The following is a 19,208-nucleotide window of genomic DNA, read 5'->3' on the forward strand; positions in this document are numbered from 1 at the left end:
TTAATTAAGGTAATGTAAGGGCAGATCTCAAGATGGACTTTGTTTAAAAGGAATAGAATGAATAATAAATTACTGCCTTTGTGCATTGCAGGAGTGCTCGGTATGAGCGGTCAACTTCACGCAGAAGAAGATAAATACATTTGGTTAGAAGATGTTGAAGGCGCAAAGCCGATGGAATGGGTGAAAACCCAAAATGCTGCATCTGCCGCCGAAATTAAAGCGTTTAAAGGTTTTGATACCTTAGTGGCGAACAGTCTCGCCATCCTGAACGATAAAGAACGCATTCCCTACGCGACCCACATTAGCGACAAGTTATACAACTTTTGGAAGGATGACACCCATGTGCGCGGTATTTACCGCCGTACTACCATGGAAGAATATGCTAAACCCGATCCCAAATGGGAGACTGTGCTTGATATCGATGCCTTAGGTAAAGCTGAATCAGTCAATTGGGTATTTAAGGATATTAGCTGTCAGTATCCCGAGAATGAGCGCTGTTTTGTCTCACTTTCCCGCGGCGGTGCCGATGCGGTGGAAGTGCGAGAATTTAATTTAAATACTAAATCCTTTGTTACCACCAAAGATAAGCCATTCTTTTTGAAAGAAGCCAAATCAAGTCTGAGCTGGATAGATAAAGACCACGCCTTTGTTGGCACTGATTTTGGTGATGGTCAAAGCATGACTGACTCAGGTTATCCACGGGAGGTGAAACTCTGGCAACGTGGTACAGCACTCGAGCAAGCGAAACCGATTTTCACTGGTGACAAAACCTCAGTCGCAGTATCAGGCTGGGTTTTATTCGATGATAAAACGCCGCTGAGTTTAGTCACCGAGGCACATACTTTTTATACCGCCAGCCAATATGTCTATCAAGATGGCAAACTCATTGGGTTGCCATTACCTCAAGATGCTGAGATTAAAGGTTATTTTAAAGGTAAGTTATTTATTGAGTTAAAGAGCGATTTAACCAACAAAGACGGTAACTTTAAGCAAGGCGCGGTCGTGTATGCCGATGTGGCGGATCTTATCGCCCAAAAAGCCAAATTCAGTTTATTTGTGAGCCCGACTCAGACCGCATCGATAGCGCAGCTGAGTTTTAGTAAAAGTGCGATTTTCGTGAATTGGCTCGATAACGTGAAAAGCAAATTAGTACGGTATGAGCAAGACGAAAAGGGCGCTTGGCAAAGCACCCAAGTCCCATTCGAAGCGAATGGCGCCTTGACGGTAATGGACGTTGAGCAAGACAGTGATGATTTTTTTGTGAATTACACCAGTTTTCTTGAGCCTTCAAGCCTCTATACGGTTAATGCAAAAACCTTAAATCCGAAGAAAATTAAAGGTATGCCGCAACAGTTTGCTGCGGATAAGTTTAAAACTGAGCAATACTTTGCGACGTCTAAAGATGGCACTAAAGTACCGTACTTTGTGGTGATGGCTAAGGATCTTAAGTTAGATGGCACTAATCCTACGCTACTTTATGGCTATGGTGGGTTTGAAGTCTCACTGCGTCCATCCTATTCGGCCACCATTGGTAAGAACTGGTTAGAGCAAGGCGGCGTATATGTGTTATCTAACATTCGTGGCGGTGGCGAATATGGCCCAGCTTGGCATCAAGCTGCGTTAAAGCAAAATCGACATAAAGCCTATGAGGATTTCGAGGCAATAGCGGAAGATTTGATTGCCCGTAAAATCACGTCAAGTAAACATTTAGGCATCCAAGGTGGCAGCAACGGTGGCCTGTTAATGGGGGCGGCATTTACCCGCAGACCGGATCTGTACAACGCTGTTGTGTGCCAAGTACCTCTGCTTGATATGTTTAGATTCAATAAGTTACTCGCCGGTGCCAGCTGGATGGGCGAATATGGCAATCCGGATATTCCTGAGGAATGGGCTTACATTAAAACGTACTCTCCGTACCATAATCTGCATAAAGACGTGCATTATCCAAAGGTCTTTTTCACCACATCGACCCGTGATGATAGGGTTCACCCAGGTCACGCCCGTAAGATGGTTGCTAAGATGAAAGACATGGGAATTGATGTCTTGTACTACGAAAATATTGAAGGTGGCCACGCCGGCGCTGCAGATAATAATCAAGCCGCGGAACTTAATTCAATGGCGTTTGCCTACTTATTACAGCAATTAAGATAATTACCGCTGGGTTAGCATGAATTGTTAACTCTTCACTGGTAAAACCGAGCAAGACCCTAATAGGTTGGGGAGCAGAAAACGGTCGAACTTATTGAGGTTCGGCCGTTTTTTTAAGTTTATTATTTAATGTTAACAATACCCACAGATAATTTGAGCCATTGCCAAGAGCTTGCTACTATTGCGAAAAAATTTCACTGTCAAAGGCTAAGACTACCTTAAGAATACTAAGTTATTCTCGACAAACAACTAATTTGAGTGAGAGCTATCAGTGTTAGCAAGATTTAAGACTCTATCGGTGAATCGATTCACTTTTATCACAGCGTTATTTTACGTCTGTATTTTCAATATCCCATTGTTTGGCATCATTAAGAAAGGCATTGAAAAACAACCTGATGTCGATCCTATCTTCATCGCTACTGTGCCGTTGTTTTTAACCTTTGCACTCAGTTTTGTATTTTCCTTATTTACGGTGAAGTATCTCGTTAAACCGTTTTTCATCTTACTCACCTTGTTATCATCGAGTGTGTTCTTCGCTGCCTACCAATACAATGTCGTCTTCGATTACGGCATGATAGAAAACACTTTTCAAACCAATCATGCCGAAGCGTTCATGTATGTGAATTTCGCTTCGATAATGAATATGTTACTGACTGGGATTTTACCCGCGTACCTTATCTATAAAGCGGATATTCAGTACAAACCTTTCCTAAAAGAACTACTGCATAAAGTGCTTTTTATGCTAGCGATGTTGGCAGGACTGGGCATTATTGCTTTCTTCTATTTTCAAGATTACGCGGCCTTTGGCCGTAACAACGACGAGCTAAAACGTTATATTGTGCCGACGTATTTTATCGGTGCTGTGTCTAAGTACATCAATGTGCAGTACTTGCAAACGCCAATGGAATATCAGCAACTTGGCCTCGATGCAAAAAATGTCAGTGCCAACTCAAATGGTAAACCGAATTTATTAGTTCTAGTCGTGGGGGAAACCGCGCGTTCAATGAGTTATCAGTATTATGGCTACGACAAGCCAACCAACGCCCATACCCAAGACCAAGGATTAATAGTCTTTAAAGATACCCATTCATGTGGCACGGCAACGGCGGTATCTTTGCCTTGCATGTTTTCTCGCATGGGACGGGAAGATTACGATTCACGCCGTGCCTATGCTCAAGACACCGCCGTTGATGTGTTGGATCATGGCGGTATTAAAGTGCAGTGGTTTGACAATGATTCTGGCTGTAAAGGGGTGTGTGACCAAGTTGAAAACATAACCATTGATTTGAACAGTGATCCTAAGTTGTGCACTGGCCAATATTGTTTCGACCAAGTATTACTGAACAAATTAGATGAAGCCTTAGCCAACGCAGAACGCAAAGATACTGTGATTGTATTGCATGTCATTGGTAGTCATGGCCCGACTTATTTCTTACGTTATCCAGCAGAACACCGTAAGTTCACACCGGATTGTCAGCGCAGTGATATACAAAACTGCAGTGAAGATGAGCTGATGAATACCTATGACAATAGTATTTTGTACACTGACTATATTATTAGCGAAGTGGTTAAAAAGTTAGAAAACCAACAAGATAAATTTGATCCAGCCATGTTGTATCTGAGCGATCATGGTGAGTCATTAGGCGAAAAAGGCATGTATTTACATGGCGCGCCTTACAGTATCGCACCGATTGAGCAGACGAGCATTCCTATGCTTGCTTGGGTGTCAAAAGATTTTAGCCAAGATAATCAATTGGATATGGATTGTTTGGCTGAGCATGCGGCGAAAGGTGGTTTCTCCCATGACAATTTATTCGATAGTCTATTGGGACTAATGAATATCAAAACTGAGGTATATCAGCCTGAATTAGATATCTTTGCTCGCTGCCGCGGTTAATTGTGGACTTAATTGTCGCGAGGTTTAGTTCGTTCTAGTTGGTTCGACACCATGATGAGGAAGAGGATGGCAACATCCTCTTTTCTTTTGCTCCCTGTCATAATAATTGATTTCTCCCATATCCAAATCGAATTAGTTGAGTTAACTTAATGTATACAAAAACATAACAAATCTATGGTTCGCGATTTATGTCTTCTACTGCAGAAAATAAAGAACTTGATTCTGCCGCGCAAATTTTGCGTTTGGCTGTGCCGCAAATGTCTGCCCTCGATATTCCTGTTACTCCTGAAAATTACACTGTTTGGTATGAATATTTTGCAGGTACAAATCTCGATTTAAATCGCGCGATTGATGGTTTTTTGGCGAATTCTGTCTCTTTTACCAAGGAAGTTAATACCAGTCTTTATAAAACCTTTATCCAAGAACAGTCACCAGAAGTAATTGAAAATGTTCAGATTGAAACACAAATCTTGATCAATAGCCTGCTGAATAAAATCAGCCAGTTGAGTCAAGGAACCGCGGCATTTTCTGGCTCATTAGCCGAGTTTGGTTTGCGATTACAGACTAATCCCGATATCAATACCTTGAACGAGCTGGTTGATGGTGTGGTCGATGAGATGCAGATGCTACTTATCAACAACCGTGAGATGGAGCAAAGTCTGTGTACCATGGGTCAAGAAGTACAAAATCTTAAGTCGGAAATGGAAAATCTTAGCCTCGCGGCGATGACAGACCAATTAACGTCTCTGCATAATCGCCGCGCCTATGAATTGAGTATTCAGGATCAAATCTACCGTTCTCAAGATCACCAGACCCGCTGTAGTCTCTTACTGATTGATATCGATAATTTTAAAGCCTTTAACGACACCTATGGTCATTTAACGGGTGATAAAGTATTGGCCTATGTCGCATTAGCCTTAAAGCAATGTGTGCGTGGGGATGACTTTGTTGCGCGTTATGGCGGCGAAGAATTTGTGGTGGTGCTACCTAACACCCATTTTCACGACGCATTGCAAGTGGCTGAAAATCTGCGTGAACGTATTTCTGAGCGGCGCTTAACTGTAGGGAAAGACAAAAAACTTTCCCTTGGCGCGATTACTGTCTCGATTGGGATGGCCTCATTGCAACAGGGGGATGATGCTGAAACGCTGTTTAGTCGCGCCGATAAAGCACTGTACCAAGCTAAGTCTGAAGGCCGTAACTGTGTTAGAGGCTGAGAATGTGGGGGCGAGTGTCGATTTTTCAAGGCGTTAAGTATTAGCTCGGTCGCTATTTCGTTAAATAATCATTTACTTAGGATAACAAAACGCCGCAATGATTTGCGGCGTTTTTGTTCGTCTGGGTAGGTGCTATTGATCACTGGGCGGTTTTAAATCCATGTGCATTTTGATCAAATGCTCCTCCATATCGAAGGTCACTTTAAAACCGAGACTCTTGGCAAGACTGGCCATATTGCGATTCTCAAACATGGTAAAGCCGGTGAGCACGGGCGTGTCGTTGGCCTGATAATATTTGATTAATTTTTCGAGTAACAACTTGCCTAACCCTATACCTTGATGATCGCCACGCACCGCCATGGCAAACTCGGCCTCGGTATTATCAGGGTCGATGGACGCACGCACGGCACCTAAGGTGATGTCATCGCCATCGGGTCCCTTAGCCGTGGCGATAAAGGCCATCTCACGGGCGTAATCGATTTGAGTTAATACCGCCATTTCTTCATGGGTCATTTTCGATCGCACTCCAAAATAACGTTTGTATCTGTCTTCATCGGATAACGAATTATCGAAGGCCAAATGTTTAGGCTCATCTTCGGGTAAAATCGGCCTTAGCATTACCTTAAGGCCATTTTTAAGCTCGGCGAATTCTTCTAATTCCTTCGGATAGGGCATGATGGCCATCCGCGATGAACTGTCGGCATTGGCATCATGCAAACGGATATTCACATCAAGCAGAGTGATATTTTCACCCGCGGCCAGTACTGGGTTTAAATCTAACGAGGCGATTTCAGGGCAATCGATAATAATATGGGATATTTGCGTTAACATCACGCACAGGGCATTCATGTCTAGGCCCAGTGGTAAATGTCTGTCTTTTAACTTATGGGTCTTTAACGCTTGGATCACCATATAACGCGCCAGTGCCATATTCAGGGGTGGCAGGGCAACGGCAGCATCATTGGTGGGGTCCCATTCTGAGCCACCTTCGCCAAGGCAAATCGCCGGACCAAAGACGGGGTCGCTTATCACGGCCACGCGGATTTCCTGCGCGCCAGCGGTCAACGCCATTTTCTGCACTATCATGCCTTCAATAATGGCTTCGGGATTGGCTTGATGCACCCTCTGGGTAATCGCATTCGCGGCGTGGCGGATATCTTCAGCCGAGGTTAAATTGAGCATCACTCCGTGCACATCGGACTTATGCAAGATGTTAGGGGATTGCACTTTTAACGCTAAGGGATAGCCCGCTTCATTCGCAATGGCCACCGCTTCATCGGCATCTTTCACAAACCAAGTGTCTATGGTGTTAAGCCCATAAGCCCGCAAAATAGGGCTGGCCTCATGGGTTTCCAGTACCGATTTTCCTTTAGCTTGAGCCGCTTGTAGTAATTTGCGCGCCGTGAGGCTATCTGTCGGAATATTGTCGGGGATCGATTGCGGCACTTCTTGCAGCAGTTTTTGGTTACGACGGTATTCAACCATGTGCATAAAGGCACCCACAGCACCTTCGGGTGTACGGTAGGTGGATATACCGCCCTTAGTGAAGCGTTTTCGTGCCTGATAAGCCGAGTCTTCACCGCTCCAGTTCGTCAAAATATTGAGGCGATTCTTTTTGGGATGCGCGTGGATCACACTCACCAAAGCATCAGCTATCTCAACACTTTCACCGAGTGCTGAAGGGGAGTGCAAGACCAAAATAGCGTCAAGTTCATTGGAATCCATCAAGATAGTCAAAGCGTTAGCATATCGTGATGCGTTCGCATCACCAATGATATCGATGGGGTTTTGCCTTGACCAAGTATTCGGTAACACAGCTTCTAATTTGGCTATTGTGTCTTCTGATAACTCCGCCAGTTTACCGCCGCGCATAATGAGTTCATCCACAGCTAACACCGCGGGGCCGCCACCATTACTTATAATCCCTAAGCGCTCACCTTGCAGCGGATTGGAATGCGCTAAACTTTCAACCGCGGCAAACAGTTCAATTAAATCGTTAACCCGCAACATACCTGCACGGCGAAACGCCGCTTCATACACTGCATCGTTACCGCCAACACCGCCCGTATGCAATTTTGCGGCGCGGGCACCTTCGGCGCTACGGCCCGATTTAATCACTAGAATTGGTTTATTGCGTGAAGCGGCTCGAGCGGCCGAGAGGAAATGGCGCTTCTCATTCACCGAGTCGATATAAAGCATGATGGCGCTGGTGCGGCTATCGCGGCCGAGGTAATCGAGCAGTTCGTCAAAGTTAATGTCGGTGGCATCACCGAGGGAGATAAAGGAGGAAAAGCCAATACCTTTGTTATTGGCCCAATCGAGTACCGTTGTACAAATAGCTGCCGATTGAGACACAAAGGCTATTTTGCCCGGTAGGGCGCTGGCGTGGGCTAAGCTGGCGTTTAATCCCAATGGGGGTAATAGCATTCCTAAGCTATTTGGCCCCAGAATGCGCATCCCGTAACGCTTAGCATTTTGCATGGCAAGGTCGAGCAGGCTCACGCCATCTTCGTTAAATTCCTGCGCCATCCCTGCTGCCATAATAATGGCCACCTTACAGCCAAATTGCGCAAGGGTTTCAACGATGGCGGGCACACGGCAAGCGCGGGTACAAATAACCGCTAAATCCGGTTTGATGGGTAAGGCTTCAATATTGGGATAGGCGAGCACACCCATCACTGCCCGATACTTAGGGGTGACTGGCATGATAGGCCCAGAAAAACCACTCGATAGTAGGTTTTTCATCAGCACATTACCCGCGCGTTTTTCGGTATTCGAAGCGCCGATAATGGCAACGGAAGTCGGTTTAAATAAGGAGTTTAATGTACGTTGACTCATAAGCGATTCCATCCCAATCCATGACGCTTCCAGTGTAACCTAGGGTATGAGGACTGCACAGTTAAGTTTCGGGTTCCATTAAGACAAGTTTATTAGCAAATCATGAATTTACGGCGATTTACTGAGAATTAGCGCTCAATGCTGAGGATTTATATCGCGATAACTGCATTTTCCGCATTGCGACACGTAACAATGTGAATAATTTCACTTTCGTGTTTGAAAATCACCCAATATGAAACTACTTTTTAATCACTGTACAATTATTGTGAAGTCCATATGACATACAAGGATGGGGTCGTTGCGGTGCTCGCGGCAGGCGTTGGATATTCGCTAAGTTTGATGACACTGTGGGCTATTGGTCCGATTATTTCTGTATTGATGATGTTGCTGTGGCAATTTTATCAGCATAAGCAAATGCAGTCAGTTCAACAGCATGATGATAAGTCCTTCAACAACCAACTTGCCGCGGATTGGCAAGCACATGTCAGTCTGTATCAAGAGTCAATCACGACGCTTAACGGCTGCGAGGCTAACATTGACAGTGTGCTAGCGGTGCAAGGTGACGCAGTCAATTTGCTCGGTGAGTCATTCGATGGTTTAGGGCGGTTAATGACGGAGCAGACAGGATTTATTTCAGCGCTTGTCCAAAGTACGGATGATGCTGAGTTATTCCATTCAGATCAAATGAAGCAATTTGCCAATAATACCTCAATGACGTTAGAGCGTTTTATTCAATCCACCATAGAAATGTCGGCATCAACTATGGAGTTGTTGGAAAAAGTGAATCTCATCTACGAGTCTATGCCTCAAGCAATGAAAGCCTTGCAAGACATAGATCAAATCTCGTCCCAGACTAATTTGCTGGCTTTAAATGCGGCAATTGAAGCGGCGCGGGCGGGTGATGCGGGTAGGGGCTTTGCCGTTGTGGCAGATGAAGTGCGCGCTTTATCCACTCGTAGCGCAGGTTTTAGTGAAAGCATACAAAAACAGCTTAAATCAATTCAAATTCAGATTGAACAATTAACCGTACACGTAAGTAAAGTCGCCGCTCAAGATATGACTTATATTATTGATGCCAAAAAGGATATAGATACTGCACTAAGGCAGATTATCGTTAAAGCAGAGAAGGATTCTCAAGTGATTGAACGTATCGATTCATCGGCACATGAACTAGAACAAGCCATCTCGGATACTATTCGGGGATTGCAGTTCAGTGATATTACTTCCCAAAGCCTGATTTACACAAATCAGTCCCTAAACCATTTAAAAGAATCGCTCAATCGCGTCACCACTATGTCACAACAGGAGTTTGGCATTAAGGGGGATGACATCACAATACAAATGAGTCGCCGACGTCAGGAGACTCATAATCCCGTTTCAAGGGATCAAATTACCTGTGGTGAAATTGAACTCTTTTAATTAGGGATACACAATGTCAAATATTAAAGTTATTTCATTGCCAGAGCGCTTTGACTTTTATTACCACAAGAAATTCACCAGTGATTATCAAGATATTTTAACGCTTCCAGAGGTTAACCATATTATTTTAGATTTTAGTCGAGTGCTTTACCTCGATAGTTCTGCTTTAGGCATGATGGTACTGCTGCATCGTAAGGCGCAGGAGTTACATATTTCTACGTCGGTAAAAGGTGCACATGGTCAGGCGAATGAAATCCTTAGTATTGCCAATATGCAGAAAATCTACATCATAGAGTAACACTCATTATGGTATCGCTTACTCAGCCGGAACATTTTATTTTAGTGATCGATGATGACGCTATTGCGAGTCAAAGGATCAGTGACTTTATTCATAGCAAAGGTTACAACGTTATTGTTTGTAGTGATCTAGAAGAAGGTTTATTTGAAATAACGCAAAATACGGTTGATTTAATTCTGATTAACTATTGGTTAAAGGATGGTACCGCACTGGCGTTACTGGATAAGTTGAATAAGGATAAAAAAGAAACACCTGTTATAGTCATGAGCGAGACAAAAGAAAATCAATCCGTATTAGCCTGTTTTAGAATGGGGGTTTTGGATTTTGTTGTTAAACCGATAAATGTTGAAATATTTTGGTACAAGGTTGAATGTTTACTTACCCGGGTGCAACTTCAGCATAAAGTAGAGCATCAAAGAATTGAACTTGAAAAAATGCTTTATGAAAAGGCCCGAGAAGAACACATGGCCCGGCATTTATTTGAGCACTTAGTCAATATTGATAATACTGACTTTGATTTTGTACATACTTACTGCCAAGCCAGTGCCAATTTTAGCGGTGATATTATCCTCAATGGCATAGCACCTAATGGCAATTTCTTCTTAATTCTCGCCGATTCAACGGGTCATGGCCTGAGTGCAGCCATGCCCATCATGCGTGTTGCCAGTACATTTAGGGCCATGGTTTCAAAGGGATTTTCTTTAGTTACGTTTATTTATGAACTGAATGCTAAGCTCCACCGAGAAAACCCTGAAGACAGATTTGTTGCCTGTATTATTTTAGAAGCCGATTTTAATCGTAATAAATTACACATTTGGAATGGTGGTATGCCCCCCGTGTATATTCAAACGGGGGGAATTGACAGTTTAACAAACCACAATATTAAAGAAACTGACCATTCTCGTTCAGTCAGTAATCAATCCATAGATAAATTTAAATCGACAAATATGGCCCTTGGTATTTTACCTCCGCATAATTTTATAGCGGATATTGTTACGGTTGATTTACCATCCCATGGGCATGCTTGCCTTTTTAGTGATGGTTTAATAGAGCAATATACCCATGACGGCAATCCATTTGGCATTGATAAATTAAAAGATCTATTTATTCATTTGTCCGGTGGTCTAGTCAAATATTTAGAGAACAATATGCATGAGTACTGTTCTGCTGAAAATATTGCCGATGACATCACTATTTGTACGTTAGATTTTGAACGATTAAACACTTGGCATCAAGATCGTGATGTTAGTCGTATTAAAGCCATTATGGATGGTGAGTTCTGCTGGGATGTCAGTATTGCAGGGCCTATGTTACTCAGCGCTGATTATTTAAGTTCATTGAATCAGTTTCTCAGCATATTGGGATTTGCGACTAATTTCTGTCAACGGGTTTTTACTGTTGTCGCAGAGTTATTTAGCAACGCCATTGATCATGGTGTACTAAAATTAGATTCTCGACTAAAAAATGATCCAGAAGGCTTCGAACTGTACCATAGTATTAGGGACAGTTTTGCAGATAGGCTCACGGAAAATGATTGGGTAAAAGTTAGCATCATCTGGCGTTCATCGCAGGATGAATTACATATTAGCGTGGCTGACAGTGGCAAAGGCTTTGAGGGTGATGAAAATTTGATGGCGGACATTCCTCAGTTGTCTGGGCGCGGTCTATCGCTGGTGAAAACATTATCTAAGACATACGAATTAGTACCGCCAGGGAATATAACTAAAGTCATAATGGAATAGCGCATGAGTAAAAGAATATTAATTGTTGATGATTCCGCAGCGATTCGACAAATGGTCGAAGCGACCCTTAAATCGGCTAATTATCAAGTGGTACTGGCCAAAGATGGTCGAGAAGCCCTCGATATCTGTAATGGGCAGAGATTTGATTTCATTCTGACTGACCAAAACATGCCTCGAATGGATGGGCTGACCTTAATTAAATCCTTACGTGCTATGTCGGCATTTATGCGTACGCCGATCATTATGCTCACCACGGAAGCGGGCGATGACATGAAAGCCCAAGGGAAAGCCGCGGGTGCGACGGGATGGATGGTAAAACCCTTTGATCCTCAAAAGTTGTTGGCTATTACGGCTAAAGTGCTGGGTTAACTGCAACGGGGTGCGCTATGTCCATCAATATGGCCGAGTTCCATCAGGTCTTTTTTGAAGAAAGTCATGAACATCTTGAAAATATGGAACAATTGCTATTGGCATTGGACCTTGCTTCTCCCGATCCTGAAGAACTGAACACCATTTTCCGTGCTGCACATTCTATAAAAGGCGGCAGTGGTATTTTTGGTTTTACCGCATTAACCAGTGTCACCCATGTGATGGAAAACCTGCTGGATAAAACGCGTAAGGGTAACTTCCAATTAACGTCATCTATTATCGATTTACTGCTGAGTACTGTGGACACGTTATCCCATATCTTGAGCTTGTACCGCGAAGAAGAGCAGATTGATTGGCAGGAGGTCGAATACAGTAAAAGCCAGTTGGTTGCAGCGTTAAATGGTGAGCCTTTTAGTTCATCAGTTGCGATACGTAACGGCACAGACGTCGCTAGCACTCCCACCATAAATGCAACACTCACCGCAGCAGTGGCGGCAGAAGATCTGGGTTTTGGATTTTTTGAAGATGAAATGGCACGTGATATTGCCATCGAAGGTGAAGACTTTGGATTTTTTGATGAGGCTTATCAAGCGGAAGACATCAGCGCTGACAGTGTGGCAAATAATAAAGAGTGTAATGCTGAGCTGTGTGATGTGACAATTGACGATGATGAGTTAGGCTTTGGTTTTTTTGAAGCATTAACGCCAGAATCCTTCGCCAATGAAATCGAGTTATTAAGTTCAAAACCGCTAGTGCAGAAGGTTTATAAGCCAGCGACCACTCGAGCACATCAAGCCAAGGAAACTGGAAGTAGCCAATCTAAAAACACCCTATTTAAAGCCAACGCGACTGACCCCACCACACCTGATTCAACCGTGCCCACGAGCCCTTCTGTGAAAGCAAGCTCGTCTGCAATACTGAGTTCAAACGCAACATCAAACTCATCCGTTGCCCCAAAGCCCAATACCACAGAGGTGAAAACAGCGACAAAAAAAACAGCCGCGTCGGCTCAGGATGCCACCTTAAGGGTCGAAACCTCCAAAATAGATACTTTGGTTAATCTCGCGGGCGAGCTGGTGATCACTCAGTCCATGTTGACTCTCATTGGTAACGAGATGATGGGCGATTTAGGTGAGCGACTCAAGACCGCACTCAATGAATTGGAACGTAATACCCGTGAGATGCAAGAGGCAGTGATGTCGGTGCGTATGCTGCCGGTATCCTTTGTGTTTAACCGTTTCAACCGTTTAGTAAGGGACCTTTCTGAGCAACTTGGTAAAAACGTCAATCTCGTGATTGAAGGTGGCAACACAGAAATAGACAAGGGCATGATTGAAAAGCTCGTCGATCCGCTGACTCACTTAGTGCGCAATAGTTTAGATCACGGTATCGAAAAACCTGAAAAACGGCTCGCAGCGGGTAAATCTGAAGTGGGTGTGTTATCCCTTAAAGCCAGTCAAAGGGGCGGCAATATCGTTATCGCTGTGCACGATAACGGCGCAGGCTTAAATCGTGAACGCATTATTCAAAAGGCGCGGGAAAACGGTTTGCAAGTGGCTGATAACAGTAGCGACAAGCAAATTTGGCAATTGATTTTTGCCGCAGGATTTTCAACCGCGGAGGAAGTCACTGATGTGTCAGGCCGTGGTGTTGGTATGGATGTGGTGCGCCGTAATATTGAAGCCTTAGGCGGACGCATTGATATTGAGTCCACTGAGGGCCAAGGCTCAACCTTTGAAATCCAGTTGCCACTCACGCTCGCCATTGTCGATGGTATGACGGTTTCTGTGGGAAATCAGATCTACATTTTGCCCTTAGTGCACATCATAGAATCTATTCAGCCGCAAACGGAACAACTTAAATTTCTCGCCAAAGAAAGACTCTTAAAAGTACGTGAAGAGTACTTACCTCTGCTCAATCTTTATCAGCTGATGGAAATTGAGCCCAATGCCCGCTGCCCAGAAGAGGGCATAGTCGTATTGCTCGAAAGCAACCACAAGCGCTTTGGCCTGTGCGTTGATGCCTTAGTTGGCCAGCAGCAAGTGGTGATTAAAAGTCTTGAAAAACATTATCGCAGGATCCCCGGTGTTTCCGGCGCCACCATCATGGGCGATGGCAGCGTCGCGTTGATCCTCGATGTCGAATCACTCGCTCTGCACATTAAAAATTAAGGAAATAGCCATGGAGAGTCGATCAACTATGACCGCCAAAGTGGAATACAACGCCCATGATGAGGTGGAGTTTTTAAGCTTTATGTTAGGCGAAGAGCACTATGCCCTCGATATTATGTCCGTCAAAGAAATCCGCGGCTATGAGTCGGTCACTAAAATCGCCAACGCCCCTAGCTTTATAAAAGGCGTGATTAATCTACGCGGTGACATAGTGCCCATAGTGGATTTGCGGATGAAATTTGCTGTTGGAACCGCCACTTATAACGAGTTCACTATCGTTATTATGCTCAATGTGTTTGAACGTATAGTCGGCATAGTGGTCGATGCCGTCTCCGATGTGATTAAGCTGTCGGCGGAGGAAATCTTACCTGCCCCAGAATTTGGGGTGGCGTTCGATAGCCGCTACCTCAAAGGCTTAGCCACAGTCGAGGATAAGATGATCATTTTAGTAAATATTCAGGCTCTGATCAGCAGTGATGAGCTGGGTCTAATTGATGCAAATAGTCTGACTGATCAGGAGTAACAATAATGAGTATTTTCAATTTTTTTGGCAATGATGAGGCGCGTGAGCAAAGAGATGAAGAGCGTCAGCGCTATTTTCAGTTACTTGATAACAGTGGCAACAGCTTTATGATCGCTGACAGTCAGCGTAATATTATTTATGCGAATAAAGCCGTCGTCCGTTTACTGCAAGAGGCAGAGGACGATATTCGTAAAGAGTTACCTCAGTTCTCAGTTGCCAAACTGATCGGCAGTAATATCGATATTTTCCATAAAAATCCTCCACATCAGCGCAATTTATTAGAACGCCTAACTCAATCCCATACTGCGCAAATCACCATAGGCAAACGTACTTTTAGGTTGATTCTGACGCCGATTATCACGGCTGAAAATAAACATTTAGGTACAGGTGTTGAGTGGATAGATCGCACCGAAAGTATCGAAGCCGAGCGAGCAACCCAGCGCATCCTCGAAGCGCTCAATAATACCAGTACCAACGTCATGATAGCCGATGCTAACCGTACGATCATTTATATGAATCGCTCGGTCGAAACTATGTTGCGCCATTCTGAAAGTGAGATCAGACAAGCCTTACCGCATTTTTCCGTGGATAAAATCCTCGGCAGCTCGATGGATATCTTCCACCGCAATCCTGCCCACCAAGCAAGTTTACTCGATAAATTAGACCGTAAATATGAATCGCTTATTAAGGTCGCGAGTTGCCATTTTCGCTTAACCGCCAGCCCCATTGTGTCTAAAGAAGGTGAGCGCTTAGGCACTGTGGTTGAATGGCTCGACCGCACCATTGAAGTACAAACCGAGCAGGAAATTTCCCGCATAGTCACAGCCGCAGCGGCGGGTGATTTCTCCCAAAGGGCGGAAACAGATGGCAAGCAAGGTTTCTTTTTAATGCTGGCGAACAATTTAAATTCGTTAATTGAAACCTCGGAACGTGGATTGCAAGATGTGGCGCGGGTGCTGATGGCGCTAGCGGATGGCGATTTGACCACTCGCATTTATAACGATTATGAAGGCACCTTTGATGATTTGAAAAATTACTCAAATCAAACTGCTGAAAAGTTATCCTTCATGATCCAAGATATTCAACGAGCCGCGGATACCATCAATACCGCTTCGGCAGAAATAGCTCAAGGTAACGCTGATTTATCCAGCCGCACCGAAGAACAAGCTTCGAGCCTAGAGCAAACCTCGGCCAGCATGGAGGAACTCACAGGTACAGTGAAACTCAATGCAGATAACGCTAGTCAAGCAAATGCCTTAGCCTCTAAAGCGGCTGAAGTCGCGGTGGACGGTGGTGAGCTTATCCAACAAGTCGTACAGACCATGGCATCGATTAATGAATCGGCGCGTAAGATTGCCGACATCATTGGTGTTATCGATGGTATTGCATTCCAAACCAATATCTTAGCGCTTAATGCCGCGGTAGAAGCCGCGCGGGCAGGAGAACAAGGGCGCGGCTTTGCTGTGGTCGCATCAGAAGTGCGCAGCTTAGCCCAACGTTCGGCCAATGCCGCTAAAGATATCAAGGCACTGATCTCGGATTCGGTGTCTAAAATCGAGAGTGGCAACAGCCTTGTCGGTAAGTCCGGCGATACCATGAAGGAAATCGTCATCGCCATTAAACGGGTGAACGACATCATGGCGGAAATCGCCTCAGCCTCTAATGAGCAGGCCATCGGTATCGATGAGATCAGCAAAGCCGTAGTGCAAATGGATGAAATGACGCAACAAAATGCGGCATTGGTTGAAGAAGCGGCCGCCGCAGCGGAAAGCATGCAATCCCAAGCGCAGCAACTCTCAGACAGTGTTGCCAGTTTTCGCGTGGATGACGAAGATGAAGCCCCAAGACGCAGCAACGCGAGATTAGCGGCGCCCAAAGCGAAGGCGATGAAACCCATCAAACAGCAGCTTCAACCTATGGCAAGAGCCAGAGTGACAGAGAAACCTAAAACCAATGCGATGAAGCCCATTAAGCAAGATCAAGATGAATGGGAAGAATTTTAATTGAGTGAAAACAAACCATTGGAACGAGAGTTTGCCTATACCTCGGTGCACTTTAATACCGCGAGGACGACGCTGTACCGCTTAGCGGGGATCAAACTCGCCGATAGCAAGGATGCTATGGTGTATAGCCGTTTAGTGCGGCGGATCAGAACATTGAAATTAGCCGGATTTTCGGCTTATTTTGAGTATCTGCTAAGCCATGAAAACGAACACCAAGAATTTATCAATGCGTTAACCACGAATCAAACGGCATTTTTCAGGGAACCGCATCACTTTGAGGTGTTAAAACAGTATTTAATCGATAACCCTGATACTCGCAGGATCTGGTGTGCGGCCAGTAGCACAGGGGAAGAACCTTACTCGATTGCGATTGTCGTCGCTGAACATTTCAACAGTTTTAAAACGCCTATCGAGATCATTGCTTCCGATATTGACAGCGGCGTGCTTAAAAAGGCTGAAATGGGTATTTATCCCTTAGACAGGATCGATACTGTTAGCGATATCCGCAAGAAACGTTTTTTTCACCGCGGACGCGGTTCACAGTTGGGCAATGTGCGCGTGGTGCCCGAATTAAAGCAGATGCTCAAGTTTACCCGCATTAATTTGCTCGATTCTTTTTGGCCGCTAAAAACGCCAATCGATGTGATTTTTTGCCGTAATGTAATGATTTATTTCGATAAAGAAACGCAGGAAGTCATATTAAAACACATGATGAACTCCCTTAGCGAGGATGGGCTTTATATTGCGGGACATTCGGAAAATTTTAATATGTTCCCGCAAATCATCACTGCCGTTGGTCAAACAACCTATCGGCCAGTGAAGGGGCTTATGAGTGCTAAAACCTAATATCGAATATGCCATTGCGGAGCCGAATCGCTATCACGATCATCATTTTGGTTGCGATGCGGTAAAAATATTACCCGGTGAGTATTTTGCAACCCGTGAAGATACCATGATAGTAACAGTGTTAGGCTCCTGCGTCTCAGTGTGCTTGTATGATCCTAAGCTCAAAATTGGTGGAATGAATCACTTTTTATTGCCAAGTGACAATAGCAATTGTACTGGGGTGCTCGCCGATTCTGCCCGTTACGGCGTGTATGCCATGGAGTTGTTAATCAACGACTTGCTCAAGCTTGGCGCACAGCGTAATTCACTCGAAGCTAAGGTGTTTGGGGGCGGCAATATGTTACGCAGTTTTACTGTGCACAACATTGGTGAGCGTAATGCTGAGTTTGTGATTGAATACCTCAATCTTGAAAATATCCCTATCGTTGCTGCCGATTTACTCGATGTGTATCCGCGCAAAGTGTATTTTTTCCCCCATTCGGGCAAAGTGAAAGTCCGCAAAATTAAATCCATGCATAACAGCACAATTCTTGACAGGGAAAGTGAGTACCGTTTACGGGTTCGTAATTTACCTTCGGGCGGCGACGTTGAACTATTTGGTGATTAAGTTATGACGATCAAAGTGTTAGTTGTTGACGATTCTGCGCTAATGCGCAGCTTGCTCGGTAAAATGATTGAGGCTGACTCTGAACTGTCTCTGGTTGGGCTTGCTGCCGATGCCTACGAGGCCAAGGAGCTGGTGAACCAATTTCGCCCCGATGTGATTACCTTAGACATCGAAATGCCCAAAGTAGATGGTTTAACATTTTTGGACCGCTTGATGAAAGCCAGACCCACTGCAGTAGTGATGATTTCATCGTTAACCGAGCAGGGCGCTGATGCGACATTTAACGCCTTGGCCTTAGGCGCGGTGGATTTTATCCCTAAACCGAAATTAGACTCGCCCCAAGGTATCTATGATTATCAGGATTTGATTTTAGATAAGATCAAATCTGCCGCGAAAGCCAAAATCATCAAGCCGCAGAAATTTGTTGAGCCAGTACGCCCTGTTTCAAGTAAGCGGCCAGTATTGGCCAATACAACCCTGACTCAGCATTTAGTCGCGATAGGCGCATCTACTGGCGGTACTGAAGCCATTCTTTATGTATTACAACATTTACCCGCGGCTATGCCGCCGATAGTGATCACCCAACATATGCCCGCGGGGTTTACCCGCACTTTTGCTGAACGTTTAAACCGACAGTCACGGATCACTGTCAAAGAAGCCGAGCATGGGGAACGACTCTTACCCAGTTATGCCTATGTTGCACCAGGGGATCATCACCTTGAGATCATCAAAGTGGGTGGCAGTTATAAAGTCAAATTAACCCAAGATGAAAAGGTCAGTGGCCACAGACCTTCGGTCGATGTGATGTTTACGGCCTTGGCCCAATGTGCCGCGCCTAATATCAGCGCGATGATTTTAACCGGTATGGGCAAAGATGGCGCCGAAGGCATGGTGGCGCTACACCAAAAAGGCGTCACTACGTTTGCCCAAGATGAACAAAGTTGTGTGGTATTTGGCATGCCACGAGAAGCAATAAAGTGCCGTGCGGTAGATTATGTGGTGGAGTTATCGCAGATGCCGAGCAAGCTCATTAACCATTTAAGCTCACTGTGACCGCCTACGCTGAGTGGGAGTGGGATTAAAAAGTAACGGATAGAGCGTGAGTCTCGCAGGAAGAGCATTACGCCGAA

14 protein-coding genes are annotated in these 19,208 nt (G+C 44.7%); 13 read left to right on the forward strand and 1 reads right to left on the reverse strand.

Features of this window, described 5'->3' with window-relative positions:
• Positions 1–57: 57 nt before the first annotated feature.
• The 3 genes from L5M28_RS03575 (at position 58) to L5M28_RS03585 (ending at position 5,262) form a co-directional block, all read left to right on the forward strand.
• Positions 58–2,151 carry a prolyl oligopeptidase family serine peptidase gene (locus L5M28_RS03575; protein WP_263202489.1) on the forward strand — a complete coding sequence of 698 codons (2,094 nt, stop codon included), beginning with the start codon at positions 58–60 and terminating at the stop codon, positions 2,149–2,151.
• A 268-nt stretch (positions 2,152–2,419) separates the two neighbouring features.
• Positions 2,420–4,045, forward strand: a complete 1,626-nt coding sequence (locus L5M28_RS03580) for a phosphoethanolamine transferase (protein ID WP_173496895.1) — start codon at positions 2,420–2,422, stop codon at positions 4,043–4,045.
• A 188-nt stretch (positions 4,046–4,233) separates the two neighbouring features.
• Positions 4,234–5,262, forward strand: coding sequence for a GGDEF domain-containing protein (locus L5M28_RS03585; protein WP_028759897.1), 1,029 nt, complete (start codon positions 4,234–4,236; stop codon positions 5,260–5,262).
• 132 nt (positions 5,263–5,394) lie between these two features.
• On the opposite strand, the gene L5M28_RS03590 is transcribed toward L5M28_RS03585, so the two are convergent.
• Positions 5,395–8,100 (reverse strand): acetate--CoA ligase family protein, encoded by a 2,706-nt coding sequence (locus tag L5M28_RS03590; protein WP_263202491.1) that lies wholly within the window; start codon positions 8,098–8,100, stop codon positions 5,395–5,397.
• 276 nt (positions 8,101–8,376) lie between these two features.
• Here L5M28_RS03590 and L5M28_RS03595 point away from each other — a divergent pair, with 276 nt between their 5' ends.
• Genes L5M28_RS03595 through L5M28_RS03640 form a run of 10 tightly spaced genes read left to right on the forward strand, consistent with a single transcriptional unit; the run spans position 8,377 to position 19,131 of the window.
• Positions 8,377–9,519, forward strand: a complete 1,143-nt coding sequence (locus L5M28_RS03595) for a methyl-accepting chemotaxis protein (RefSeq protein ID WP_263202493.1) — start codon at positions 8,377–8,379, stop codon at positions 9,517–9,519.
• Positions 9,520–9,532: 13 nt separating this feature from the next.
• Complete coding sequence (locus L5M28_RS03600; protein WP_028759900.1) at positions 9,533–9,817, forward strand: STAS domain-containing protein; 285 nt, start codon at positions 9,533–9,535, stop codon at positions 9,815–9,817.
• An 8-nt stretch (positions 9,818–9,825) separates the two neighbouring features.
• Positions 9,826–11,559: a SpoIIE family protein phosphatase gene (locus tag L5M28_RS03605; protein WP_263202495.1), complete on the forward strand. Its 1,734-nt coding sequence runs from the start codon at positions 9,826–9,828 to the stop codon at positions 11,557–11,559.
• A gap of 3 nt (positions 11,560–11,562) precedes the next feature.
• Entirely contained in the window at positions 11,563–11,928 is a 366-nt protein-coding gene (locus L5M28_RS03610; protein WP_028759902.1) for a response regulator, read from the forward strand.
• A 17-nt stretch (positions 11,929–11,945) separates the two neighbouring features.
• Positions 11,946–14,099: a chemotaxis protein CheA gene (locus tag L5M28_RS03615; RefSeq protein WP_263197439.1), complete on the forward strand. Its 2,154-nt coding sequence runs from the start codon at positions 11,946–11,948 to the stop codon at positions 14,097–14,099.
• A 10-nt stretch (positions 14,100–14,109) separates the two neighbouring features.
• Positions 14,110–14,622 carry a chemotaxis protein CheW gene (locus tag L5M28_RS03620; protein ID WP_049821692.1) on the forward strand — a complete coding sequence of 171 codons (513 nt, stop codon included), beginning with the start codon at positions 14,110–14,112 and terminating at the stop codon, positions 14,620–14,622.
• 5 nt (positions 14,623–14,627) lie between these two features.
• Complete coding sequence (locus tag L5M28_RS03625; RefSeq protein ID WP_263197441.1) at positions 14,628–16,625, forward strand: methyl-accepting chemotaxis protein; 1,998 nt, start codon at positions 14,628–14,630, stop codon at positions 16,623–16,625.
• Positions 16,626–17,471, forward strand: coding sequence for a CheR family methyltransferase (locus L5M28_RS03630; protein ID WP_028759906.1), 846 nt, complete (start codon positions 16,626–16,628; stop codon positions 17,469–17,471).
• Positions 17,458–18,078: a chemoreceptor glutamine deamidase CheD gene (gene cheD, locus L5M28_RS03635; RefSeq protein ID WP_105252529.1), complete on the forward strand. Its 621-nt coding sequence runs from the start codon at positions 17,458–17,460 to the stop codon at positions 18,076–18,078. Before L5M28_RS03630 ends, cheD begins: the two co-directional genes overlap by 14 nt.
• Before the next feature lie 3 nt (positions 18,079–18,081).
• Complete coding sequence (locus L5M28_RS03640; RefSeq protein WP_263197443.1) at positions 18,082–19,131, forward strand: chemotaxis response regulator protein-glutamate methylesterase; 1,050 nt, start codon at positions 18,082–18,084, stop codon at positions 19,129–19,131.
• The last annotated feature ends 77 nt before the right edge of the window (positions 19,132–19,208 follow it).

The sequence above is a fragment of the Shewanella sp. SW32 genome (genome assembly GCF_025653365.1).
Taxonomy (GTDB): Bacteria; Pseudomonadota; Gammaproteobacteria; order Enterobacterales; family Shewanellaceae; genus Shewanella; species Shewanella oncorhynchi.

Excerpts from the sequence above, each read along its gene's own strand:
- L5M28_RS03640 (WP_263197443.1), top strand. The coding sequence starts at position 18,082 with ATGACGATCAAAGTGTTAGTTGTTGACGATTCTGCGCTAATGCGCAGC.
- L5M28_RS03595 (WP_263202493.1), top strand. The coding sequence starts at position 8,377 with ATGACATACAAGGATGGGGTCGTTGCGGTGCTCGCGGCAGGCGTTGGA.
- L5M28_RS03610 (WP_028759902.1), top strand. The coding sequence starts at position 11,563 with ATGAGTAAAAGAATATTAATTGTTGATGATTCCGCAGCGATTCGACAA.
- L5M28_RS03600 (WP_028759900.1), top strand. The coding sequence starts at position 9,533 with ATGTCAAATATTAAAGTTATTTCATTGCCAGAGCGCTTTGACTTTTAT.
- L5M28_RS03590 (WP_263202491.1), bottom strand. The coding sequence starts at position 8,100 with ATGAGTCAACGTACATTAAACTCCTTATTTAAACCGACTTCCGTTGCC.
- L5M28_RS03585 (WP_028759897.1), top strand. The coding sequence starts at position 4,234 with ATGTCTTCTACTGCAGAAAATAAAGAACTTGATTCTGCCGCGCAAATT.
- L5M28_RS03620 (WP_049821692.1), top strand. The coding sequence starts at position 14,110 with ATGGAGAGTCGATCAACTATGACCGCCAAAGTGGAATACAACGCCCAT.
- L5M28_RS03625 (WP_263197441.1), top strand. The coding sequence starts at position 14,628 with ATGAGTATTTTCAATTTTTTTGGCAATGATGAGGCGCGTGAGCAAAGA.
- L5M28_RS03605 (WP_263202495.1), top strand. The coding sequence starts at position 9,826 with ATGGTATCGCTTACTCAGCCGGAACATTTTATTTTAGTGATCGATGAT.
- L5M28_RS03575 (WP_263202489.1), top strand. The coding sequence starts at position 58 with ATGAATAATAAATTACTGCCTTTGTGCATTGCAGGAGTGCTCGGTATG.
- L5M28_RS03615 (WP_263197439.1), top strand. The coding sequence starts at position 11,946 with ATGTCCATCAATATGGCCGAGTTCCATCAGGTCTTTTTTGAAGAAAGT.